Here is a 22,849-nt window from a genome sequence, read left to right as displayed (position 1 = left end):
AAACGAATTTTGTTTTCATTGTTTTCCATGAACTGTCGCAGGAAAAACCAGAGGCTTCTGGCGGCTGCGGCGGTTCGGAATTACAGGCTGTAACTGCTCCAGCTGGCGCTAATGTACGCCTAAAAAATGGGGGAAACAAGAGGCATTTTTTTATTAATTTTTAGTTACTTACGAGTGTCGTGATTCGGCGACACATTAATTTCACTCGGTAATAAATACGATTCTGGCGAAGGCAATTGGCGGCGATAGTTTTAACGCGGGTAGCGGTTTGATTTTTGGCTTTTTTCTCTGCGGGAAGGGTGCGAAAGCGGCCCTTCCGCACCTGACGTTATCGCGCCCGATCGCCAGTCAGCGGCGTTTTTCGCCACTCATGCGGGTAGCGTGCCGGCACAAAACGCAGCGTTATCACCATCAGGAGCGCCACGCAGACGGCGTGAAAGGCCCAGTCCAGCACGTAATTCCCGCTCAGGCTGCGCAGCAGGCCCGATAGCCATGGCGAGAGGCCGGCGACGATAAAGCCAATTCCCTGCATAAAGGCCACCAGCCGTCCGGCAATCGCCGGATGTCGGGAGTGGTCGAGCGCCAGCACCAGGCACAGCGGAAAGGCGCCGCCTAAACCAACCCCGCAGCTTATCGCCCACAGCTGCGGCAGGTACAGCGGCAGCCAGATAAACCCGCAGAAGCCAATCAGCTGCAGCAGCAGCGTCAGCATCAGCAATTTGCGCCGATCCTCATGCCGGGCCAGCATCGGCAGCAGCAGGGCGCCGGCGGTTTGGCCCAGCGTCATCACGGCCAGCAGGGTGCCGCTAAGCTGCGCGCTGTAGCCTGACTGCATGTAGTAGGGCGGCAGCCAGGCGATCAGGCTGGCGTAGCCGCCGTTAATGAGGCCGAAGTACAGCCCGAGCGTCCAGGCGCGACGGCGGCGGAAAATAGCGGTTTCCGGCGTCGCTGAGGCGAAAGGCGCTTCCCGCGCGGGCGCGCGGTTAACGGACCACCAGCCGAGGAGCGCCAGCACCGCGGGCAGCGTCCACCAGGCCAGGGCGTGGTACCAGACGGCGCTGCGCTGCGCCAGCCACGGCGTCAAGGCCGCACCGAGACCGCCGCCGCCCATCAGCGCCGCTGACCATAGCCCCATCACCTGGGGCGTATGCTGCGGGAAGCGGCGTTTTATCACTCGCGGGATCGTCGCCTGAATAATACCGATGCCGATCCCCCCGAGCAGGGCGCTGCTCAGCAGCAGCCCGCTGCGCGGAGCGAGCTCGCGAAGCAGCGCGCCGGCGGCGATTGCCAGCAGGCTCAGCGCGATCCCCCGGTTTTCGCTGAGGCGCCGGTCAATCCACGGGCTGGCCAGCGCCAGCGCGCCCATCGCGACGACCGGGATGGCGGTGAGTAGCGAAACGAGGGTAAAGCTCATACCGCTGGCCTGCTGCAGCTGAGGAAGCAGGGGGCCGATTGAGGTCAGCAGGGGGCGCATATTGATGCCGACGAGGACCAGTACCAGCAGCATCAGCCGGCCGCGCGCCGCGTGGCTCATAGCGACCCGCCTGCCCGCTGCGGATGCGGGCCAGGGCGGCCGACGGACGCATGCTGAACAACGTTAACCTCGATGGGCATAAAGGCTCCTGCAAATAGGGACGCGGCGCGCGGGGAAAGCGCCGGGATTAAAGGTGCCGACAGGTTACGTATCTTATTCCATAAGTTAAAAGACTTATTTATGATGAGTTCAATTTGAATTGCTTATGGATACCGGCATGCTGCTGCGTCATCTCACCTGTTTTCTGGCGGTTGCCGAACATCGCGGCTTTACGCGCGCCGCAACGGCGCTCCATATCTCGCAGCCGGCGCTATCGCAGCAGATCCGCCAGCTCGAAGAGACGCTGGGGGCCCAGCTTTTTGACCGCAGCGCGCGCAGCATCCGCTTAACGGATGCCGGGGAGGTGTGGCTGATCTATGCGCGCCGGGCGCTGCAGGATTTAGCCGAGGGAAAGCGCGCCATCCACGACGTGGAGGACCTTCAGCGAGGGACGCTGCGGGTGGCGATGATGCCGACCTTTACGACCTATTTTATGGGGCCGCTGGTGGGCTCTTTTTATCAGCGCTACCCCAATATCTCGCTGACCCTGCGCGAAATGGATCAGGATCGAATGGAAGCCCTGCTGCGCAACGATGAGCTGGATCTTGGTATTGCCTTTGACGGTGGCGGCTCGCGAGATATCCTGTCCCGCCCTTTGCTGACGGAAACGCTGGCGCTGGTGGTGGGCCGCCACCATCCGCTGGCGGCGCAGCGGCGGGTGGAGCGGGAAGCGCTGAGCCAGGAGTCGCTGATCTTGCTTAGCGGAGAGTTTGCGACCCGGGAGCGGATCGATCGCTATTGCCGCCGGTACGGGATTGAGCCGCAGGTTCGGATGGAGGCGAACTCGATTAGCGCGGTACTGACCGTTATCCAGCGTACGCCGCTATCGACCCTGCTTCCGGCTGCCGTTGTGCGGGAGCGCGACGATCTGGTGGCCATTGAGCTAATGCCGGCGCTGCTGGAAAGAACGGCCTGCCTGCTGCAGCATAAGGATGCCTGGCAGAGCGCGGCCGCACGGGCGTTTAGCGCCATGGCGCTGGAGGTGGCCGCAGGGCTGAACGCTGAAGGAGAGGGGCGGTAGCGGGGGCTTACCAGGTGTAGCCGACGGCGAGAATACCGTACAGCTCGCCGCTGTGCTGGACGATAGGGCTGTCGGCGATGTCCTTATCGTAGAGCTCGTAGTTAGCCGCGAACATCCCAACCCAGTGGGGGCTAAAGCGGTAGCTGGTGACAATGGCCGCCATCGGCGAAACGGTTGTGCCGGTGTCCCACTGCTGGCGCTGGTCGATAGCTTCCGCGGACGAGACGCCGCCAAAATAGTAGTTCGCCATATTTTTACTGCGGATCATCAGCCCCATCCCCGGCATGATCAGCAGATTGTTTTTGATGATGGGGAAGTCGGCCCATAAAAGCAGCTCCTGCCCGTCGCTGCGACCGGTGACGTCGGAGCTAATGCGTGCGCTGAGCAGCGCATACGGGGCGATCAGCGTCGCGCCGATCCCCGCTTCAAACTCTCCCTTGCGCTTTTCCATTCCGCTGAACGCATCGCTATCGCTGGGATCTAAATTACCAAAACGCCAGCGGCCGTAGCCGTAGGCCGCCACCGTGTCATCGATATGAAAATAGTAGCGGGCGCGATCGCCAAGGTAGATAAAGCGGTCGCCAAAATAGAGCCCGCCGGGGATCAGGTGCGTATCGTTATCCTGCTTTTCGTAGCGCGCGGTGCCGCTGATGGCGGCGGCACCCAGCACGAACCCTTTGGGTACCGGACTATTGGGGTTATTTGCCGAGAAAATATCGATAGAGCCCAGATCAACCTCGGCGCTGGCATAGGTGCAAGATAAACATAACGTGCAAAGTACGGCGACCGGGCTGAGATAGGGTTTCATCCATATTCCAAAAATGGCTAGCGGCGGTGAAATGAACGCAGAAAAGCGTTTTTTGAATATATACCAGGTTGGGCGGGTACGCGGGTTGGTTTTTGTTTTTTCTTAATTTTTCACGAAGTACGCTGCGGTAAGGACGCCGCCTGCCGTGTGTCGGCTGAAGGCGTCTTGTCTGAGGAGCCGGCGTTTCTAGAAGGTAAAAGCGCCGTCGCCAACCTGCGCCTGGCGGTACCACGCCATCAGCTCTGCGGTGCCCGCGTCGCCTTCAGCCGGCGCCCAGGAGACATAATCCTCGGCCGCCACCGGCCGATAGCCGCCGTGTTTCACTTCGAAAATAATCCCGCCGGGATCTAACGAGAGTACCGCATGCCAGGTCCCGGCATCCATCTCCAGCGCCGTGCACTCTTCCCCTAAAATCACCCGGCGGGTGACGTAGCCCTGGTCATCAAAATTCAATACCAAAAAGCGTCCGCTAAGCGGTAGCAGCAGCTCAAAGGTGTGCGGGTGGCGGTGGGGGCGAACGTAGGTTCCGGGCTCCATCGCAACGGCTAAACGCTGTACCGGATCGCTTAATTGTGGGTGAAAGTTACGGTGCGCGCGCAGGCGCGGTGAATTCGCCGCCGCTTCGCGCTGTTGTTGCATATCGCTGAGGGTAATTTGCTTCATTTATCCGCCTGGCATCAGGTCTGAAAACGGGAGACTCGGGCCTTATCGTCAGAAAGACCGGGTGCCGCATTGTACGCGCTAAACCCTGGGCTGTCGGGCTAAATTTGTCGCCCCGCCGGCGGTTTGCAGGTAGAGAGCTTTGCCCTTACCGCCGCGCGGCGTCCTCCTGCGCGGACTCTCTTAGCCAGGCGCTGAACATATCCGCCAGCGCATCAGAGAAGCGGCTAATTTCTTCGGCCGTGCGCGGGCTGGATGAGAAACCGCTACCCACCGAGCTTAGCGTTGTCGTCAACAGCTCGCAGGCCAGCTGCTGCCTGGCCGCCGAGGCGTCGGGAAGGACTTCCTCAATAAAGTGGCGATAGACGCTATCGGCCGCGGTTCTATTTTCTGTGGCCTCGGGCGCGTCGCGATAGAGCGGGGCGGCGTCGTTGAGCGCCTGGCGCAGTCCCGCCTCTTCGCACTCCGACTGGATAAAGGCGTGCACCAGGGTGCGTAATCGGTCGAGCGGAGGACGATCGGCATTACCGAGGATCCCGCTGAGCATGGTCGTTGTCTGCTGCCATTCATCGCTTTGTAAGCGAAACAGAATCGCCGCTTTGTTGGGAAAATACTGATATACCGACCCGACGCTCACTCCCGCCTTTTCAGCCACCCTCGCGGTGGTAAAGCGCACCGCCCCCTCTTTTTCTAAAACCTGAAGCGCGGCCTGAATAATCGCCGATACCAGCTCGGTTGAACGGGCCTGTTTTGGATTTTTCCTCAATGAAATCAACTTGCTTTTAGCAGGCGACATGGCGCTTCTCTCCCGAGTCGGAACGCGAATAGTTAATGTGAATAATTGATCGTATTCTTTAAAAGGTGACGAATCATTCGCATTTTATGCCGCAGGCGTAAACCACACAACTTTTGAAGGATTTATTATGTCAACCACGCTGACATCCGCGCCGCTGGCGGCATTACTAGAACGCCTGTTTAAACAGGCAAACGGGGCCGCAAGCGCGGCGTTCTCCAGCATTCCTCGCGCCGACCGCGAGCGGATGATGACCAGCAAAACCGAATATCGCGAGCTTTATGGTCATCTGAAGGATCTTTGGCTCCCCGTCGCCGCGGAGACCGGGACGTTGCTCTATATGCTGGCTCGCAGCATTCGGGCGCAGCATATTGTAGAGTTTGGGACCTCGTTTGGTATTTCCGCGCTCCATCTGGCCGCCGCGCTAAAGGATAACGGCGGTGGCCTGCTGATAACCAGCGAGTTTGAGCCGAATAAGGTGCTGCGGGCCCGCGAGCACCTGAAAGAGGCCGGGCTTGATGCCCTGGTCGATGTTCGCGAAGGCGATGCGCTGCAAACTCTGGCGCAGAATTTGCCGGAGACCATCGATATGGTGCTGCTGGACGGCGCCAAAGCGCTGTATCCGGAGATTTTGGCGCTCCTCGAAAGCCGTCTGCGCCCCGGCGCGCTAATCATCGCCGATAATGCCGACTACAGCGCCGAATATCTGGAATACGTGCGCGATCCGCAACACGGTTACCTGTCCGTGCCCTTTGCGGATGACGTTGAGCTCTCGCTGCGCACGAGATGAAAAAGAGCCCGCAACAGGGCACAAGAGCCGAAGGGGAGGACGCCCTTCGGCCCGCTATTTATCCCCGCATTGAATGAATTCACTTATGACTGAACAACAAAATCAAACTTCTGCGGCGTTGACTGACGCCGTACCGCAGGCCAGGTCCGTGTTCCTGACCTTACTGCCGATTGTGATATCGGTTTATATTGGTTTCCTGATTATTGGCATGCAGCTGCCAGTATTACCGCTGCACCTGCACGGTACGCTGGGGCAGAGTACGCTGGTGGTGGGGCTGGTCATCGGATCGCAGTTCGTGGCCGCGCTGCTTTCGCGCTCCTGGGCCGGCAACTTTGCCGATATACACGGCGCGAAACGCGCGATGGTTATCGGCCTGCTGGTGACGGCCGGGTCCGGGATCCTGTATCTGCTCTCGCTGCTGTTTACGACCAGCCCCGGCGTTAGCGTGTGGATCCTGCTGGCCGGACGCATCGTGCTGGCGCTGGGCGAAAGCCTGCTGGTGACCGGCGCGATGGGCTGGGGTATAGGGCTGGTGGGCCCGCGAAACGCCGGGAAAGTGATGTCCTGGAACGGGATTGCGATGTACGGTGCCTACGCGTCAGGCGCTCCGCTCGGGGTGGCCTTTAACGCCTGGGGCGGCTTCTTTGGCCTGTCGCTTGCCGTGCTGCTGGTCCCCTTTATTGCTCTGCTGGCCATTGCCAGAGTCCGCGGCGTTGCCCCGCTGGCGACGGAGAAAACCTCGTTCTATACCGTCCTTAGCGCCGTCTGGAAGCCGGGATTAGGCCTCGCCCTGTGCAGCGTCGGCTTCGGCGTTATCGAAGCGTTTATCGCGCTGCTGTTTACCGCCCATCGCTGGGGTAACGCGTCGCTGGCTTTTACCGCTTTCGGCCTGGCCTTTATTGCCGCGCGGATTGCCTTCGGTCATCTGCCCGACAGGCTGGGCGGCGCAAGGGTTGCGCTGATCTGCGTGGTGATTGAGGCCGTGGGTCAGCTGTTTATCTGGCGAGCAGATACGGCCTCCCTGGCCTACCTTGGCGCGGCGCTTACCGGATTTGGCTACTCGCTGGCTTTTCCCGGATTTGGCGTGGAAGCCGTACGCCGCGCTCCTCCGCAAACCCGCAGTTTGGCAATGGGGGCGTACGTTGCTTTCCTTGATGTTTCTTTAGGGGTAACCGCTCCGCTGGCCGGCGCCCTGGCGGGCAAATGGGGCATTAACGCCGTCTATCTGGCGAGCGCGGCTGCCGTTGCGCTCTCCGCCGCCGTCGCGCTGGCGCTGCTGAACAGAGGCACAAACCGTGCGGGCTGAGCGGTTCTACGCGTTGATTCTAGACCGATGACCAGGCTCTGTTCTGCAGGACCACCCGATAGCCATCGTCATCGGCAAAGGTCCGCCCGCTAACGTCCCAGTAAGGATTAAACGAGCTCACCGGGGTAAACCCGGCCAGCTCCATTTTTGCGCACGCCCTTTGCCACTCATCCCGTTCGGGGTAGTACAGCACCAACAAGTCTTCCGCCGTCTGCGCAGGGCGGACCGGGTGATGATGACAGAGGGTCAATTCGATATGCCAGGGTAAATCTTTACGGCCCAGCATGATCCCGCTGAAGCCGTCGTGATCCGCGAAATCGGCAATTTTTTGTAAACCTAAGCCCTCGGCATACATCCTGAATGCGTGCTCAAGGCGGGTGACGGGGCGGGCAATGCGCAGGTGGGTAAAAGACACCATAAGCTCCTGTAACGGTTGTTGCGTGCACGATGTCGTTAGTATACGCGGCACCGGGCCTGGTGCATCGCCAGCCTTCAGCCAGGGGCGTTCAAAAGAACCTTTGCCAAACATCTCTGCGCCATTCCAGCACAAGATGTGCCAATACCAGGCGGCAAAGCGCCGATGCTCTGCCGGCCGTTTGCCGGCACAATTTCATCCGGGCAGCAATGGCGAAAAGCCAGCGGGTTTGTTGCCTTAGGGGCTGCAAAACGTACGCCGTCGAGTCGATCGAAATAAGTTTGCACAATGAACTCCATCATTCAGGGCGCGAAAGGTCAATAGCTGCGGCTATCCTCTATTTTTCATCATCGGTTGATCAATTACGTTATTTCATTCGCAGATTAAGAGATTGCTCAAATGTGAGCAATATCGCAAAAAGTTGAGTCATGTATTCCCTCCGCTGACGGTCATGTAGAATTCAGCTTTCGGAGGGCGCTGATCAGCGCTGAAATAAAATGCTGGTTTTGTCGAGTACATGCGTCCTGCCCGGACATTGGGGGATACCAGGGCCATATTTTTGTTGCGTGGATTAAGAAACCCTGCGTTTTAATGATCACAAAAGTAAAAAAACGTAACTAATTAATATAAAAACGCAATAGATTCTCCGCGGTTATCTGTGTCAAAAAGTGCTTCACATTTACAAAAACAATCGGAGACCTGATTAGAATGCGTAAAGACATAATTCCAAGTCGGCATGATGAGTACCACAAATTAACGCGGGGTGAGCGCATTGGTTATGGAATGGGGGATTTTGCGCAAAACCTCGTCTTTGGTACAATTGGCGGTTTTCTCGCTCTACACATGCTGACGGTAAATACCATCAGCACCGCAACGGCCGGGTTTATATTTCTTTTTGTCCGCATAGTTAACGTTTTTTGGGATCCGATGGTCGGGACCTACGTTGACAGAAGAAGCTCCAGTGCTGGCAAATATCGCCCCTGGCTTTTAAGAGCGGGTATTCCGCTCGTTATTCTTGCCGCATTGCTGTTTGCTCCTATTCCTGGCGTCCGGGGTTCCGTTCCTTTTGCCTTTATTATTTATTTGGCACTGGATTTAGTCTATTCAGTGGTGAATATTCCTTATGGTTCTCTTAACGCGTCATTGACACGCGATCCTGAGTCCATTGATAAACTGACCAGTACCCGAATGATGTTGGCAAACAGTGCGAACCTGCTTGTCTATACCCTGTTCCCGATGTTTGTACAAATTGCTTCACCCAAAGATCGAAGCCTCAAGGATACCGGTTTTTTTGGCTTTGAACTCAATATGGGGAACTATACCGATCCATCCGCGAATTACGCGTGGTTTGGCGTGTACTCAGTTTATATGGTGCTAGGCGCAGCGGCACTTTTCTTCTGTTATAAATTTACCAAAGAGCGCGTGGTCGCGACGGCAGAACAAACGGCCAACGTAAAAACGACCGATCTATTTCTTGAACTGAAAAACAACCGGCCGCTTGTCATTCTGGGGCTGTTTTTCATGCTGGCCTTTACCTTTATGTTCTTCATGAATACGGTGAACGGCTTCTTCAATCAGTTTGTTGTCGGCCATTCAGAATGGATGGGGGCAGTTGGTCTTGTTGCCTCAATTCCGGGTATTGTCTTCCCTATTTTTTGGCCCAAACTCAAGAAGTTTTTTGGCAAAAAAGGGTTCTTCCATCTTTTCCTTGCCATGTTTATTGTGGGTGAATTGTTGACTTACGTTTGGTCACGAGAAGGCATGCATGATGCCCTGTGGCTCGCCTACATCGCCACGTTCATTAAACAATGGGGCTTAACCTCGGCTACGGGCTTTATGTGGGCGCTGGTCCCTGAAGTGATTGCCTATGGCGAATTGAAATCAGGCAAGCGCAATGCGGCGATTATTAATGCGATCATGGGCCTTTTCTTCAAGATTGGGTTTACTATTGGCGGCGCTATTCCACTGTGGTTACTGGCTGCGTATGGCTTTAGCGAAACCGGTGCTCAACAAAGTGCCAATGCTATCGATGGAATTATTATGACAGCGGTTTGGATCCCGATTGCTTTATCCGTTGTTTCGATGATTGTCATTCAACTCTATCCTATCTCAGATAAAAACGTCACAGAGATCAACCGTCAGCTTGACGAGGTACGGGTATAGCTAAAGTTTGAATTAAATTGCAAAAAATTAAATTAGAGAATTATATAAAGGAAGATTGTTATGACTCTTATTCAAAATCCTGTGTTATCTGGATTTAATGCGGACCCCAGTATTATCCGTGTAGATGACACCTACTATATCGCAAACTCTACATTTGAGTGGTTCCCTGGCGTGCGTTTACATGAGTCAAAGGACCTGCAGCACTGGGATCTTCTCCCCAGCCCCTTGTCCACAACCGCGCTGTTAGATATGAAAGGTAACCCTTCATCAGGTGGCATCTGGGCTCCGGCGCTTTCTCATGCTGATGGCAAATTCTGGCTAGTGTATACGGATGTGAAAATCACGGAAGGTGCCTTTAAAGATATGACCAACTATCTGACCACCGCGACGGATATTCGTGGTCCATGGTCAGATCCTATCAAACTCAATGGCGTTGGCTTCGATGCTTCACTGTTCCATGACGATGACGGGCGTAAATATATCGTTCAGCAAACCTGGGACCATCGAGAATATCATCACCCCTTCGATGGCATTACGTTGACTGAGCTTGATACCCGGACATTAAAGTTAAAACCGGAAACAGCGCGAACCCTCTATCGCGGCACGGCCGTTGCGCTTGTCGAGGGGCCACACCTCTACAAACTGAACGGATATTACTATCTTTTCGCCGCTCAGGGAGGGACCGTATTCACCCATCAGGAGGTTGTCGCGCGTTCTAAGACCTTAGATGCCCACAGTTTTACCACGGCACCGGGAGAAGTTTTCCTAACCAACGTCGATACGCCGGACAGCTACATCCAGAAGCAGGGCCACGGCTCTTTGGTTTCAACGCCTGCTGGCGAATGGTATTACGCTTCGCTCTGCGCGCGTCCGTGGAATCGTCCAGGCGAGTCTGTCTACGATCCTCGCGGCTGGTCAACGCTGGGCAGAGAAACGTCGATCCAAAAAGTGTACTGGGATGAAGAGGGCTGGCCGCGCGTTGAAGGCGGCCACGGTGGAAAAACGTTTGTTGAAGGTCCAGAGGATGCCATTTACACCGAAAGCGCAACAGATCACAGTCAGCATGATGCCTTTACAACGTCGACCCTCGATCGCAACTGGAATACGCTCCGCGTTCCGTTCACCAAAAAAATGGGTACCACAGGCGATGGCAAACTGACGTTGATTGGTCAGGGTTCTTTAGCGAATACCCATGACCTGTCGCTTATTGCCCGACGTTGGCAAGCCTTCTATTTTGATGCCCAGGTTAAGGTCAAATTTAATCCATTCAGCTATCAACAAATGGCGGGGTTAACGAATTTCTATAACGATCGTCACTGGAGCTTTGTGTTCATCACCTGGAATGAAATTAATGGCTCAGTCATCGAAATAGGTGAAAATAATCGCGGAAAACACACCTCTTATTTAAAAGATGATGCCATCAAGATCCCCGAAGGTACCGAGTATGTCTGGTTCCGCACCAAAGTTCGCAAACAAACGTACAGCTATGAATATAGCTTTGATGGGATCAGCTTCACTCAAATTCCGGTCACGCTGGATGCCGCAATACTTTCAGATGATTATGTCCTGCAAAGCTATGGTGGGTTCTTTACCGGAGCATTCGTTGGCCTGGCGGCAGTCGACTACTCTGGCTATGAGGTCAGCGCAGATTTTTATGATTTTGCTTATCAGGAGCTCGGTGATTCGTTAACGGCTACTGGCGATTATGGCTGGGACGCAGGGGAGTTACGCTCTAATTAAATAATAAACGAAATACCCGCTTACTGTCGTGAAGAAAGGGGGGCCGCTGATGAGCGCTGCCCGCCTTACGTTAGCGCGCGATAGAGAATGCCAGAGATTTGCTGTGGGATGCCGATGGCGCTCTGCGGTAGACTCGGCAGAGCGGCAAGGCTGTAAGCGAAATACGGCAGTCTATGACCTCGACCGTGGTGCAGATGTCGGGCCGCCATCATTTTTGTTCGTGCGTGGATTATTGCAACAGACTATTCATCGATATCCATGCTGATATTTAATTATATCGAATAGGGAGAAGCCTATTACCCGATTTATTTAACTGTACCTCTGCGCAAATAAAAATAAAATCAGCTTGTTTTGGTGGTATCTTTTCAACTTACCCCAGAACGGGATGGTTATTGTCTGAAAATATAATTAATTAATTTGAGATAACCATGAAAAATATAAAAAAGCTGCCATTAGTCATGGCGGTTATTGCCGCGCTGTGCCCGCTTTCCTCTGTCATGGCACAAGAATTTACGCAGGAACAAATCGACGCCATTGTGGCGAAAGCCGTGGATAAAGCGCTGGCCGACCGTCAGGCTAAGATGGATGCCGCCGCTGCGAAGAAGGTGGATCTGGAAACCAACCCGCAAACCGCCGCGGCCACGCCGGATATGGCTATTCCATTCGGCCTGAAGTTTAGCGGCTACGCGCGCTACGGCGCCCAGTTCCAGACCGGTGACCAGAAGTTCGTCGGCGTCGACGGCTCCTACAACGGCGCGTCGGCAATCGGCCGTCTCGGCAACGAAGGCAACGGCGGCGAATTCCAGATCACCAAAGCCTTTAAGAGCAGCCAGGGCGCTATCTGGGATATTAACGTTATGTTCGACCACTGGAGCGACGAAGTTAACCTGAAAAAGGCCTACGTCGGCGTCACTAACGTCCTCGAATCAAACCCCAACGCCTATATCTGGGCCGGTCGCGACTTCCACCAGCGTCCGCAGCAGGGGATCAACGACTACTTCTGGATGAACCACGACGGCCAGGGCGCCGGGGTGAAAAACTTTGATATCGGCGGCGTGCAGTTTGACGTGGCGGGGGTCTCACAGGTTGAGTCCTGCAGCCCGGAGGTGATGGCCGATGAGTCCAACCCGTCGCGCATCACCTGTACCGGCGGCTCGGACACCGGCGATGACGGCCACTACGCGCTGACGTCAAAAATCCACAATATGAAGGCTGGCCCAATCGACGTTGAGGTGTACGCCAACTACGGCTTTGATTCAAAAGCGGTGGATAACGACGCGCAGCTCGATGCCTGGCAGGGCGGCCTGCTGTTGAGTCACACCAACGGCGACGACAGCGGCGTGAACAAGGTTATCCTGCGCTATTCCGATAACGCGGATAACAGCGTCTATAACAAAACCGACGGGCTGACGGCTATCTACGCCAGCTTCGAAGGCAACTATAAGTTCACCCGGCAGGCGCAGGTTGAATACCTGCTGGCCTTCCATGACTACGACAACGGCAAGGACAATACCGATAACCGTAAAAACTACGGCGCGATTGTGCGCCCGATGTATTTCTGGAACGACGTGCATTCAACCTGGCTGGAAGCCGGCTATCAGCGCGTTGACTACGATCGGGGTGGCGACAACAAGGGCTGGAAGCTGACGCTGTCGCAGAACATCGCGATTGGTATGGGGCCTGAGTTCCGGCCGATGCTGCGCTTCTACGTCACCGGCGGCCAGGTGGATAATAAACATACCGCTAAGGTCAACGGCACCAGCAGCGACCAGCTGGATTCTCTGAACGTCGGCGGCATGTTTGAGGCCTGGTTCTAAGTTAGTTTGAGTATCCTGTGTCAGGACCTGAATGGAGTAGTTGCATACGGCTGAGTGACCTGCAGGGATGAGCGTTCCTGTCGGTCACTGCCGCCTGGCGGAAGAGGGATGAGACTTCCTGAGTCATTTGCGAGTTTGCATAAAACCTCAGGAAGTTCTGCCGCTGTAAGGGCTGTAAGGAAGGGGGACAGGCTATTACCCCGCGCGCGAGTCACCCTGACACCGTAGCTGCGCGAGCATAGCCTGGCTGAAAGCCACGGTTAAGTGCTGATTGTCGGGAATGATCTTAAAACGGAGTCGGACACAGGAAGAAATGGATCTGTATGCTCTGGCTGAATGGGGCCGCAGACAGCGGAAATGGCGTTATGCACAGACAGAAGTACAGAAACGGATGAAAGTAAAAAAGTAAGGGCAGAGTGATGGCGGTTGGACATTTTTTGTTTCAGGACGATAAGACAAGCTGCGGTGGGACGATCACAGAAGGAATGCCCGATCACATGCATTTCGGGAGATTGCAGGCCTGCGAGGAGCACTGTGTAACCTGTGGTAAGCATCCCGGCCTTTTTAAAATCATGGGGGGTTTACCTGACGATTTTATTCATGGCCGCCGTATTGCCGGTACGCTGCACAGCAGAAGCACCTGCCCGTGCCGGGCTGAGTTTATTCCATCGATATATACCGACACATATGAATTTACTCCCCAATAGAGCAAAGGCGGCAATAACCCAAGGATAACCCTGTCAATGTCGGACTATCGGTATTCGCAGCGAGGCCGTACTTCTGAGCGTGCCGCGGCCGTTACCACACAATCAATACAACAACTGGCGCACCATTTACTGGGATGCCGTGAACACAAAAATGGAAAGGTCGGGAATATGGCTGTATCCCCCGTGACTTCCGCTAAGGAGGGTGAGGCATGAGGCGATTCCTCTTGCTGTTTAAGAAACCGGAAATTGTATTCTGGCTTTTGGCGTTAATCACGATGGTCGGCAGTATTGTTGTGGCGGGCATCGTTTACTGGCAGCCTGAAAGGCTACAACTCATCAGGCATACTTCTGCCTGGTATGCTTGGTTGAGTGGTACTGTGGCAGCCAGCATTGCTCTGGCCTTAGTTGGAATCTTTCTGCTCTTTGGTGCTCGCGCTGATGGTAAGCGTAGTTTCAGCAAAGAACTGCAATGTGCGCAGGGTGATGATGTTAAGGTGTCACCAAACGAAGATGCGGCCCCCGTATCTACTGCTATGACGATCAGTCAACAAATTCGCACTCACCTTCACCGTCGATATGCCTTCTTCTGGCACCACAAAGTCCGTATATTGTTGGTTACCGGACTTGAAACGCTGGCGTTTAACGACACGACAGTGCGCCATTTGCTGATGAGATCACGCTGAACTGGATTAATGAAAAAGTACTCGCTGATATGTCCGGCTGGCGCGATGAGCCGGTCAGTGCCACCAGCATGGCTGACAACGATATCCAGGGGCTTGAGCCGGAAGCGCTGGAGAAAGCCGACAGCGAAGGTCTGGATGCCACGCTCCACTGGCTGCATACACGCCCGAGTACCGACGCCATAAAAGACAAATGGCTACTGCGCCCGCCGATGGCCCGCGTGGCCGAGCAGAAAGTTTTGGGGGCTTGCCGGAGGTTGAACAGGATCGGTTTGCCAAATGCCTGTTGATTCGCGCTGAATCGGGTAGACGTTACACCCAGGGTTAAGCGCTTTTTGCCGGCCATCAGGGGGTTTATCGAATTCGGTAGGTATCAGGAGAGCTCAAAATGGTGTCCCCTGCAGGAATCGAACCTGCAACTAGCCCTTAGGAGGGGCTCGTTATATCCATTTAACTAAGGGGACGAAGCGGCGGGATTATAGCGTTTTTTTCCTTATAGGTTAAGCCGCTATCGGCTGACTGCTTAATCTATCGCCACTTAGCGCGTTTTTTTAGCTTTAGCCCGCGCTTTTTTCTCATTACTGATGTCGTTACGGATCTGGGCATGGCTGAGCAGGGCGAAAATAAACGTCCCGCCGCAAATATTGCCAGCCAGCGTCGGCAGGGCGAATGGCCAGATAAACTCCTGCCACGGCAGCGAGCCGTTAAAGACCAGATAAAATATTTCGACGCTGCCGACCACAATATGAGTGGTATCGGCGAGTGCAATAAGCCAGGTCATCATAATTATGACCACGATCTTTGCCGCACCGGCGGCGGGGAACATCCACACCATCGTTGCTACCAGCCAGCCGGAAATAATCGCGTTGGCAAACATTTCGCCCGGCGTGTTCTGCATGACCTTGAAGCTGATCTTCTCAAAGGCGTCGCGGGTGGCAGGGTCAAATATGGGCATAACGTCAAAGGCCCACGCGGCGATGGCCGTGCCGATGAGGTTGCCCGCCAGCACGATGCCCCACAGACGTAATAACAGGCCGATGTTACCGAGGGTCGGCTTATGCATGATTGGCAGCACGGCGGTCACGGTATTCTCGGTAAACAGCTGCTGGCGGGCCATGATAACGATGATAAAACCGAAGGTGTAGCCGAGGTTTTCCAGCAGGTACCCGCCCGCTACGTCGGTAAGATGCACGTGAAAAATGCCTTTTGCTACCAGCGAGGCGCCCATCGACAGGCCCGCAGCGACCGCTGACCAAAGCAGAGCCATGCCGTCGCGCTCAAGCTCCTTCTGCCCCTCCTGGCGGATCTCCTCATGCGTGGCCATGGCGCGAGAGGGGAGACGATCCTCATCCACCTCTATTTCCTCGCCCTGCTGTTTCTCGTCGCTCTCAACCTCTATCTCTTCTTTACCGCTGCGGCGATCGGGCGATTCCGGGTATGGAGTCATGCCGTTTCCCTCAATGATTTTTCATTATCATAAGCGTAGAGATATTTTTCGCGGACGGCGCTGGTGAACATCCTATTTTTTGTGCAATGGCAAGAATAGCAATACGAATATTGCAAAATATGTATAGAATCAGGACGCAACAATTATACCAAAGAGGGCTATGCTGAAAGCAGGCACCAGAGTGCACCTTGCTTCGGGCGATATCTTCATGGAGGCTGCAGTCCCCGGATGACCCACAGCGATAGCCAAAATTAACAGGGAGACACACCTATGAATTATCGCCTGTCGGCGCTTGCGCTCGGCGCCACACTGCTGGTGGGATGTGCCAGTTCCAGCCCTGGCGATTCGCCACAGGGGCGTTCAGACCCGCTTGAAGGGTTTAACCGTACGATGTTCAACTTCAACTTTAACGTGGTGGACCCGTACGTTCTGCGTCCGGTAGCCGTGGCATGGCGTGACTATGTCCCACAGCCGGCGCGTAATGGGCTGAGTAACTTTACCAGCAACCTTGAAGAACCGGCGGTGATGGCCAACTACTTCCTGCAGGGCGATCCCTATAAAGGTATGGTGCACTTTACCCGCTTCTTCCTTAACACTATTCTCGGGATGGGCGGCCTGATTGACGTCGCCGGGATGGCGAACCCGCAGCTGCAGCGCGTCGAGCCGCATCGCTTTGGTAGCACTCTGGGTCACTACGGCGTTGGCTACGGCCCGTACGTGCAGCTGCCGTTCTACGGAAGCTTTACGCTGCGTGATGAAGGCGGTGATATGGCCGATGGGCTCTATCCGGTGCTCTCCTGGCTGACCTGGCCGATGTCTATCGGTAAGTGGGCGGTTGAAGGGGTCGAGACCCGAGCCCAGCTGCTGGACTCCGATGGCCTGCTGCGCCAGTCTTCAGATCCGTATATCCTGGTGCGTGAAGCTTACTTCCAGCGCCATGACTTTATCGCCAACGGCGGTAAGCTCACGCCGGCAGATAATCCGAATGCCCAGGCGATTGAGGGCGATCTGAAAGATATCGACTCGCAGTAATCGGGTGATATAAATAAAAAGGGTGAACATGATGTTCACCCTTTTTTTATGCCGTCAGCTTATCAGAAGCGGTAGTTGAAGTTTGCGCCGTACAGCCAGGCCTTACCTTCAGAACGGAAGGTGTAAGGACCTTCTTTGATCTCTACGTGCTGGCCGTGCATGTAGGAGACGCCCACGTCTACGGATGCATCTTTATTGAAGGCGTAGGTGGTACCCGCGCTCAGCCACAGACGGTCCTGATCCGGAATGGAGATGGAGCGGTTAGAGGCTGGAACCGGGCTATCATCGAAGGCGATACCGCTACGGAAGGTCCAGTTATCGTCGTAGTAATAGGTGGTACCCAGCGCGATACGGTAGGCGTCCTTAAAGCTCTCGTCTTTATAGAACAGCGTTTGGCCATCGGAACCGGTCGCTTTCAGCTCCTGGAACTGGCTCCAGCTGGTATAAGCAAGGCTATAGTGCACGGCCCATTTTGGCGCGACGCGGTTGTAACCTGACACCTCCCACATTTCTGGCAGGTTTAGCGTCAGAGAGCCCGGGATTGTCGAACCGCCGGTTGGGTAAGGGAAGCCCGGCACAGCCGTATTCATATTGCTACGATAATCGCCGTCGAAATCGATTTTAACTTCAGACCGGTAGGTTAGGCCGTAGCGGTTGTTTTTGTCCACTTCATACAGAATACCCGCGTTCCAGCCAAATCCCCACTTATCACCTTTCAAGCGAGCAATCTGTTGATCCGCAGGAATCGCTGCGAGCTGCTGCGCTTTGGCAATTGCCGCTGGCCGCGCAGCCGCTGGTAAATTCGGCACCTGCTGCATAATCTGGCCCGCAGCGAGCATACCGGCATCGCCAGCATAGCGTTCAATTTTCGCCTTGGCGTAGACCGCATCAAAGCCAAGACCAAAACTCCAGTGGTCGTTAAGGCGATAAGCGCCGCTCAGGTTCAGGTTGAGAGTTGTCAAATCTGTTTGGCCGCCCATGGTCCCGGCAGCATAATCGTCGGCGTACTCGGTAGCCAGACCGTAGTTAGAGGTAATTGAAGCTCCCCAACCAAACTGATCGTTAATCGGGGCAACGTAATGTAAATTCGGCACCCAGGCGGTTGGAGCGATATTGTCAGCATTCAGACTTTTGCCGGATGGCGACTTGCCAGAAATATTCACGTCGGGATCAATAAATATCGCACCGGCGGACATGGTTGGGCGATCGAACATCATAATCAATGCCGGGTTACGGCTGGCATTGCCCGCATCGTCAGCAATTGCGCCTTCACCGGAATAGGCGCGACCCAGGCCTGATGAAGAGAATTCGTTTAACTGAAAGCCTGCTGACCAGGCCTGTGTGGAAACAAGTGCTACAGCCACTGCGAGGGCAGATTGGGTAAAGCGGGTTTTCTGGCTCATGCCCATAACCTCATTGAGTTATTTTTATTCAAACTATGTTACATGCCGTAACAGAAGCGCGAAGTGTAGGGTCTGCTTTACGACAGAGAAATCAGACCAGTGCGCTGAGTATAGGTCTGACCAGATGATATGTTGCAAGTTTGTTTATGGAATTTTTCAATTGTGATACGAAAAAAGCGATCCAGCCGGCAAATTTGCCTTCGCCCAGGGGGGCTGATTCGGGTAATTCTTGTTTTGGATCATTTTTAAGTGTGATTTCGGTCACTTAGCGCCGTTGTCATCATTAACGACTGGAGGCACTCCTCGCCCGGGCGTAAAATAAGCCTATTAATTGTCTGGCACCTTGCGTGCATATACAGAGGAAATCTACGATGAGTAAAGTTAGTGCAGATGAAACCCCGGTTTGCTGCTGTATGGATGTTGGCACCATTATGGACAACACCGATTGCACCGCCTCTTACAGCCGCGTGTTTGCCAACCGCGCTGAAGCCGACGAAACCCTGGCGGCGTTGAGCGAAAGAGCCCGCGGCGTGGAATCCGATCCGTGCAAAATTACCCCGACCTTTACCGAGGTTGAAGGCGGCGTGCAGCTGGATATCGATTTTGTATTCTGCTGCGAAGCGGAAACCCTGATTTTCCAGCTCGGCCTGCGTTAATTCCGTTCTGACGCCCCCTTTCTGCGGGGCGTCATCTTCTCCTTTCAATGTGTTTTGGCTCCCACTTTTTTGCTTCTCCGATTGGCTTAATGTAAAAAATTAGTTAAAACTGTTATCAGGTCAGACCACTTGGTTTTATCGGTTAACAGGGGAGAGTTATGAGTCAGGCACTACCGCTTGTCACCCGTCAGGGCGATCGCATAGCCATCGTCAGCGGTTTACGTACTCCGTTTGCCCGTCAGGCAACGGTATTTCACGGCGTTCCCGCGATTGATTTGGGAAAAATGGTCATCAGTGAAATGCTGGCTCGCAGCGATATTCCCCCGCAGATTATTGAACAGCTGGTCTTTGGCCAGGTGGTGCAGATGCCGGAAGCGCCGAATATTGCGCGCGAGATCGTGCTCGGCACCGGCATGAGCGTGCACACCGATGCCTATAGCGTCAGCCGCGCCTGCGCGACCAGCTTTCAGGCCGTCGCCAACGTCGCCGAAAGCCTGATGGCCGGAACGATCCGCGCGGGCATTGCCGGTGGCGCCGACTCCTCATCGGTGCTGCCTATCGGCGTAAGTAAAAAGCTGGCCCGCACGCTGGTGGATGCCAATAAGGCGCGTACCCTCGGCCAGCGGCTGAAGCTTTTTTCCCGCCTGCGCCTGCGCGATCTTTTACCGGTACCGCCCGCCGTCGCCGAATACTCGACCGGGCTGCGGATGGGCGACACCGCCGAGCAGATGGCAAAAAGCTGGGGCATCAGCCGTGAACAGCAGGATACGCTGGCGCTTCGCTCACACCAGCTGGCGGCCAAAGCCTGGGAGGAGGGAAAGCTTTCAGCAGAAGTGATGACCGCCTACGCGCCGCCGTTCCGCGAGCCTGTAGAAAGCGATAACAATATTCGTAAGAATTCTACCCTTGCTGATTACCAAAAGTTACGTCCGGCCTTCGATCGCAAGCACGGCACGGTCACCGCGGCCAACAGTACGCCGTTAACCGACGGCGCCGCGGCGGTGATAATGATGACGGAATCCCGGGCGAAAGAGCTGGGATTAACCCCGCTGGGCTATCTGCGCAGCTACGCCTTCACCGCCAACGGCGTTCAGCAGGACATGCTGCTGGGGCCGGCGTGGTCAACGCCTCTGGCGCTGGAAAGGGCGGGGCTAACCCTCGCCGATTTAACCCTTATCGATATGCATGAGGCTTTTGCCGCGCAAACGCTGGCCAACCTGAAGTGTCTGGCAAGCGATCGTTTTGCCCGCGAAGTGCTTGGCCGCTCGCAGGCCACTGGCGAAGTGGATGACAGCAAGTTTAACGTCCTCGGCGGCTCTATTGCCTACGGCCATCCTTTTGCGGCGACCGGCGCGAGGATGATCACGCAAACGCTGCACGAGCTGCGGCGCAGAGGGGGCGGGTTTGGTCTGGTCACCGCCTGTGCGGCGGGCGGTTTAGGCGCCGCCATGATTCTGGAGGTGGAGTAATGACTCCTGCATCGGCGTTTACTCTCGATATTCGTCCGGACAACGTGGCGGTAATTACCATCGATACGCCCGGCGAAAAAATGAATACCCTGAAGGCCGAATTTGGCAGCCAGGTTCGGGCTATCATCCGCCAGGTCCGCGATAATAAATCCCTGCGCGGCGTAGTGATTATTTCTGCTAAACCGGACAACTTCATCGCCGGGGCGGATATCAATATGATTGCCCGCTGTACCAGCGCGGAAGAAGCGGAGGCGCTGGCTCGTCAGGGGCAGCAGATCATGGCCGAGCTCCACGGGCTGACAATTCCGGCAATCGCCGCTATCCACGGCGCCTGCCTTGGCGGGGGCCTTGAGCTGGCGCTGGCCTGCCACGGGCGAGTCTGTAGCGATGATGATAAAACTCGCCTTGGTCTTCCTGAGGTGCAGCTGGGTTTGCTGCCGGGTTCCGGCGGCACGCAGCGGCTGCCGCGGTTGATTGGCGTCAGCAGCGCGCTGGAGATGATCCTCACCGGCAAACAGCTGCGCGCCAGACAGGCGCTTAAGGCCGGGCTGGTGGACGATGTGGTACCGCAGGCTATTTTACTGCAAACGGCGGTGGAGCTGGCGCTGAAAGGGCGTCCGGCAAGCCGCAATATGCCAATGCGCGAGCGCGTTCTTGCCGGCCCGCTAGGGCGTAATCTGCTGTTTCGCCTGGTGGCGAAAAAGACGCAGCAGAAGACCCAGGGCAACTATCCCGCCGCGAGAAAAATTCTGCAGGTCATTGAGAACGGGCTGGCTCATGGCTGCAGCAGCGGCTACGCCGAGGAGGCGAAAGCCTTCGGCGAGCTGGCGATGACGCCGCAATCGCAGGCGCTGCGCGCTATTTTCTTTGCCAGCACCGAGCTGAAAAAAGATCGCGGCGCCGAGGCTGAAGCCGGGCCTTTAAACAGCGTCGCCGTTCTCGGCGGCGGTCTGATGGGCGGGGGAATAGCTTACGTTACCGCCAGCAAAGGCGGATTGCCGGTGCGAATCAAGGATATTCAGGCCACCGGGATTAACCATGCGTTGAAGTACAGCTGGGCGCTGCTGGACAAGCAGGTACGCCGCCGCTATATGCGCGCCAGCGAGCGCGACCGCCAGCTGGCCCTTATCTCCGGGACCACGGATTATCAAGGGTTTGCCCACCGCGACGTGGTGATCGAAGCCGTATTCGAGGACTTAGCGCTTAAACAGCGCATGGTTGCCGAAATAGAACAACATTGTGGCCCGGAGACGATCTTTGCCTCCAATACGTCGTCGCTGCCGATCGCCGGGATCGCGGCGCAGGCCAGCAGGCCTCAGCGGGTGATCGGCCTGCACTATTTCAGCCCGGTTGAAAAAATGCCGCTGGTGGAGGTTATCCCGCACCAGCATACGGACCCGCAGGCCGTCGCCACGGTGGTCCGGCTGGCAAAAATGCAGGGCAAAACGCCGATCGTGGTGGCGGATAAAGCCGGCTTCTACGTCAACCGCATTCTCGCCCCCTACATTAACGAGGCGATGCGTTTACTGATGGAAGGTGAGCCCGTTGAGCATATCGATAACGCACTGGTTAAATTCGGTTTTCCCGTAGGGCCTATCCAGCTGCTTGATGAAGTGGGTATCGACACCGGCACCAAAATTATTCCCGTTCTGGAATCGGCGTGGGGAGAACGTTTTAGCCCACCTGCAAATATCATTAATGCGATCTTGAATGACGATCGCAAAGGCAGAAAAAATAGCCGCGGTTTCTATCTTTATGAGAAAAAAGGGCGTACAAGCAAAAAACGACCCGATGCGGCAATTTATTCGCTACTGGGGATTTCTGCCCCGCAGGCGCGACTGTCGGCGCAGCAGGTGGCGGAACGCTGCGTGATGATGATGCTCAATGAAGCGGCGCGCTGCTTCGATGAGCGGGTTATTCGCAGCGCCCGCGATGGCGATATCGGCGCCGTGTTTGGTATAGGCTTCCCGCCGTTTCTTGGCGGCCCGTTCCGCTATATGGATACATTCGGGGCGGGTGAAGTGGTTGCAATTTTGCAGCGTCTGGCCGCTCAGTACGGCCCGCGTTTTACGCCATGTGAAAATTTATTGCGCATGGCCGAGCAGGGGGCGACGTTTTGGCCCGCTGGCGAACGGACGACCTAAGTTCTGGTCAAAGAAGATAAATCCGACGATGAATGACGCTGTCGATTGGCTGTTTTGTCAACAATCATTGACTATACTTACGCCACTGAGGTAAAAAACAGCGTTTCATTCGTTGGATGGATCAGGCACAATGCCCGGCCACTGAGTCGACTGCGTATTACCTTC

Annotated in this window: 18 protein-coding genes, 1 tRNA gene and 3 pseudogenes; 12 read left to right on the top strand and 10 right to left on the bottom strand. The window is 55.5% G+C overall.

Features of this window, described 5'->3' with window-relative positions; genetic code table 11:
• Window positions 1-328 precede the first annotated feature (328 nt).
• On the bottom strand, window positions 329-1,534 hold the full coding sequence (locus EDF75_RS11420; RefSeq protein ID WP_279538254.1) for a cyanate transporter: 1,206 nt from the start codon (window positions 1,532-1,534) through the stop codon (window positions 329-331).
• A 217-nt stretch (window positions 1,535-1,751) separates the two neighbouring features.
• On the opposite strand from EDF75_RS11420, the gene cynR reads away from it, so the two are divergent.
• Entirely contained in the window at window positions 1,752-2,654 is a 903-nt protein-coding gene (cynR, locus tag EDF75_RS11415) for a transcriptional regulator CynR (protein ID WP_133599319.1), read from the top strand.
• Window positions 2,655-2,661: 7 nt separating this feature from the next.
• On the opposite strand, the gene EDF75_RS11410 is transcribed toward cynR, so the two are convergent.
• The 3 genes from EDF75_RS11410 to EDF75_RS11400 form a co-directional block, all read right to left on the bottom strand.
• Window positions 2,662-3,462 carry a MipA/OmpV family protein gene (locus EDF75_RS11410; RefSeq protein WP_133599318.1) on the bottom strand — a complete coding sequence of 267 codons (801 nt, stop codon included), beginning with the start codon at window positions 3,460-3,462 and terminating at the stop codon, window positions 2,662-2,664.
• 186 nt (window positions 3,463-3,648) lie between these two features.
• Window positions 3,649-4,125 (bottom strand): WbuC family cupin fold metalloprotein, encoded by a 477-nt coding sequence (locus EDF75_RS11405; protein WP_133599317.1) that lies wholly within the window; start codon window positions 4,123-4,125, stop codon window positions 3,649-3,651.
• A gap of 145 nt (window positions 4,126-4,270) precedes the next feature.
• On the bottom strand, window positions 4,271-4,918 hold the full coding sequence (locus EDF75_RS11400; protein WP_133599316.1) for a TetR/AcrR family transcriptional regulator: 648 nt from the start codon (window positions 4,916-4,918) through the stop codon (window positions 4,271-4,273).
• A 127-nt stretch (window positions 4,919-5,045) separates the two neighbouring features.
• Here EDF75_RS11400 and EDF75_RS11395 point away from each other — a divergent pair, with 127 nt between their 5' ends.
• Together EDF75_RS11395 and EDF75_RS11390 are read left to right on the top strand one after the other, a co-directional pair.
• Window positions 5,046-5,705: an O-methyltransferase gene (locus EDF75_RS11395; protein WP_123551793.1), complete on the top strand. Its 660-nt coding sequence runs from the start codon at window positions 5,046-5,048 to the stop codon at window positions 5,703-5,705.
• An 85-nt stretch (window positions 5,706-5,790) separates the two neighbouring features.
• The gene (locus EDF75_RS11390; protein WP_200851453.1) at window positions 5,791-7,011 is read left to right on the top strand and encodes an arabinose transporter; all 1,221 of its coding nucleotides are present in this window, start codon (window positions 5,791-5,793) and stop codon (window positions 7,009-7,011) included.
• Between the two features lie 19 nt (window positions 7,012-7,030).
• Here the strand turns inward: EDF75_RS11390 and EDF75_RS11385 are convergent, their stop codons facing one another.
• Together EDF75_RS11385 and EDF75_RS27330 are read right to left on the bottom strand one after the other, a co-directional pair.
• A complete protein-coding gene (locus EDF75_RS11385) occupies window positions 7,031-7,426 on the bottom strand; it encodes a VOC family protein (RefSeq protein ID WP_133599459.1) in 396 nt (131 codons plus the stop codon).
• 63 nt (window positions 7,427-7,489) lie between these two features.
• Window positions 7,490-7,725, bottom strand: a pseudogene (locus tag EDF75_RS27330) (xylose isomerase); the annotation flags it as partial.
• A gap of 424 nt (window positions 7,726-8,149) precedes the next feature.
• Between EDF75_RS27330 and EDF75_RS11375 the strand changes: the two are divergent.
• The 5 genes and pseudogenes from EDF75_RS11375 to EDF75_RS27080 all read left to right on the top strand — a co-directional run.
• A complete protein-coding gene (locus EDF75_RS11375) occupies window positions 8,150-9,589 on the top strand; it encodes an MFS transporter (RefSeq protein WP_166646169.1) in 1,440 nt (479 codons plus the stop codon).
• 60 nt (window positions 9,590-9,649) lie between these two features.
• Window positions 9,650-11,329, top strand: a complete 1,680-nt coding sequence (locus tag EDF75_RS11370) for a glycoside hydrolase family 43 protein (protein WP_133599310.1) — start codon at window positions 9,650-9,652, stop codon at window positions 11,327-11,329.
• A 428-nt stretch (window positions 11,330-11,757) separates the two neighbouring features.
• A complete protein-coding gene (locus EDF75_RS11365) occupies window positions 11,758-13,146 on the top strand; it encodes a carbohydrate porin (protein ID WP_133599308.1) in 1,389 nt (462 codons plus the stop codon).
• 419 nt (window positions 13,147-13,565) lie between these two features.
• Window positions 13,566-13,838 (top strand): annotated as a pseudogene (locus EDF75_RS11360) (PAAR domain-containing protein); the annotation flags it as partial.
• Between the two features lie 629 nt (window positions 13,839-14,467).
• Window positions 14,468-14,769 (top strand): annotated as a pseudogene (locus EDF75_RS27080) (type VI secretion system domain-containing protein); the annotation flags it as partial.
• A gap of 153 nt (window positions 14,770-14,922) precedes the next feature.
• Here EDF75_RS27080 and EDF75_RS11350 read toward each other — a convergent pair.
• Both EDF75_RS11350 and EDF75_RS11345 read right to left on the bottom strand, forming a co-directional pair.
• Window positions 14,923-14,997, bottom strand: a tRNA-Arg gene (locus EDF75_RS11350).
• 74 nt (window positions 14,998-15,071) lie between these two features.
• Window positions 15,072-15,980 carry a formate/nitrite transporter family protein gene (locus EDF75_RS11345; RefSeq protein ID WP_133599304.1) on the bottom strand — a complete coding sequence of 303 codons (909 nt, stop codon included), beginning with the start codon at window positions 15,978-15,980 and terminating at the stop codon, window positions 15,072-15,074.
• A 270-nt stretch (window positions 15,981-16,250) separates the two neighbouring features.
• Between EDF75_RS11345 and mlaA the strand changes: the two genes are divergently transcribed.
• Window positions 16,251-17,012 carry a phospholipid-binding lipoprotein MlaA gene (gene mlaA, locus EDF75_RS11340; RefSeq protein ID WP_076945824.1) on the top strand — a complete coding sequence of 254 codons (762 nt, stop codon included), beginning with the start codon at window positions 16,251-16,253 and terminating at the stop codon, window positions 17,010-17,012.
• Window positions 17,013-17,074: 62 nt separating this feature from the next.
• Here mlaA and fadL read toward each other — a convergent pair whose 3' ends face one another.
• Entirely contained in the window at window positions 17,075-18,415 is a 1,341-nt protein-coding gene (gene fadL, locus EDF75_RS11335; RefSeq protein ID WP_045856135.1) for a long-chain fatty acid transporter FadL, read from the bottom strand.
• A 91-nt stretch (window positions 18,416-18,506) separates the two neighbouring features.
• Complete coding sequence (locus EDF75_RS27075; RefSeq protein WP_159236779.1) at window positions 18,507-18,680, bottom strand: hypothetical protein; 174 nt, start codon at window positions 18,678-18,680, stop codon at window positions 18,507-18,509.
• Window positions 18,681-18,786: 106 nt separating this feature from the next.
• Between EDF75_RS27075 and EDF75_RS11330 the strand changes: the two genes are divergently transcribed.
• From EDF75_RS11330 to fadJ, 3 genes are all read left to right on the top strand, one after another.
• Entirely contained in the window at window positions 18,787-19,071 is a 285-nt protein-coding gene (locus tag EDF75_RS11330; protein WP_133599300.1) for a YfcZ/YiiS family protein, read from the top strand.
• 158 nt (window positions 19,072-19,229) lie between these two features.
• Complete coding sequence (fadI, locus tag EDF75_RS11325) at window positions 19,230-20,540, top strand: acetyl-CoA C-acyltransferase FadI (RefSeq protein WP_133599298.1); 1,311 nt, start codon at window positions 19,230-19,232, stop codon at window positions 20,538-20,540.
• Window positions 20,540-22,684, top strand: a complete 2,145-nt coding sequence (gene fadJ / locus EDF75_RS11320) for a fatty acid oxidation complex subunit alpha FadJ (protein WP_133599296.1) — start codon at window positions 20,540-20,542, stop codon at window positions 22,682-22,684. The genes fadI and fadJ overlap by 1 nt, the downstream gene beginning before the upstream one ends.
• Window positions 22,685-22,849: the final 165 nt, after the last annotated feature.

The sequence above is a fragment of the Klebsiella sp. BIGb0149 genome (genome assembly GCF_004362605.1).
Taxonomy (GTDB): domain Bacteria; phylum Pseudomonadota; class Gammaproteobacteria; order Enterobacterales; family Enterobacteriaceae; genus Klebsiella; species Klebsiella terrigena.
This window is presented reverse-complemented; position numbering and strand designations above follow the sequence as displayed.

Excerpts from the sequence above, each read along its gene's own strand:
- EDF75_RS11400 (WP_133599316.1), bottom strand. The coding sequence starts at position 4,918 with ATGTCGCCTGCTAAAAGCAAGTTGATTTCATTGAGGAAAAATCCAAAA.
- EDF75_RS11395 (WP_123551793.1), top strand. The coding sequence starts at position 5,046 with ATGTCAACCACGCTGACATCCGCGCCGCTGGCGGCATTACTAGAACGC.
- EDF75_RS11330 (WP_133599300.1), top strand. The coding sequence starts at position 18,787 with ATGAGTAAAGTTAGTGCAGATGAAACCCCGGTTTGCTGCTGTATGGAT.
- EDF75_RS11345 (WP_133599304.1), bottom strand. The coding sequence starts at position 15,980 with ATGACTCCATACCCGGAATCGCCCGATCGCCGCAGCGGTAAAGAAGAG.
- mlaA (WP_076945824.1), top strand. The coding sequence starts at position 16,251 with ATGAATTATCGCCTGTCGGCGCTTGCGCTCGGCGCCACACTGCTGGTG.
- EDF75_RS11370 (WP_133599310.1), top strand. The coding sequence starts at position 9,650 with ATGACTCTTATTCAAAATCCTGTGTTATCTGGATTTAATGCGGACCCC.
- EDF75_RS11405 (WP_133599317.1), bottom strand. The coding sequence starts at position 4,125 with ATGAAGCAAATTACCCTCAGCGATATGCAACAACAGCGCGAAGCGGCG.
- EDF75_RS11410 (WP_133599318.1), bottom strand. The coding sequence starts at position 3,462 with ATGAAACCCTATCTCAGCCCGGTCGCCGTACTTTGCACGTTATGTTTA.
- fadJ (WP_133599296.1), top strand. The coding sequence starts at position 20,540 with ATGACTCCTGCATCGGCGTTTACTCTCGATATTCGTCCGGACAACGTG.
- EDF75_RS11365 (WP_133599308.1), top strand. The coding sequence starts at position 11,758 with ATGAAAAATATAAAAAAGCTGCCATTAGTCATGGCGGTTATTGCCGCG.
- cynR (WP_133599319.1), top strand. The coding sequence starts at position 1,752 with ATGCTGCTGCGTCATCTCACCTGTTTTCTGGCGGTTGCCGAACATCGC.
- fadL (WP_045856135.1), bottom strand. The coding sequence starts at position 18,415 with ATGAGCCAGAAAACCCGCTTTACCCAATCTGCCCTCGCAGTGGCTGTA.
- EDF75_RS11390 (WP_200851453.1), top strand. The coding sequence starts at position 5,791 with ATGACTGAACAACAAAATCAAACTTCTGCGGCGTTGACTGACGCCGTA.
- fadI (WP_133599298.1), top strand. The coding sequence starts at position 19,230 with ATGAGTCAGGCACTACCGCTTGTCACCCGTCAGGGCGATCGCATAGCC.
- EDF75_RS11420 (WP_279538254.1), bottom strand. The coding sequence starts at position 1,534 with ATGAGCCACGCGGCGCGCGGCCGGCTGATGCTGCTGGTACTGGTCCTC.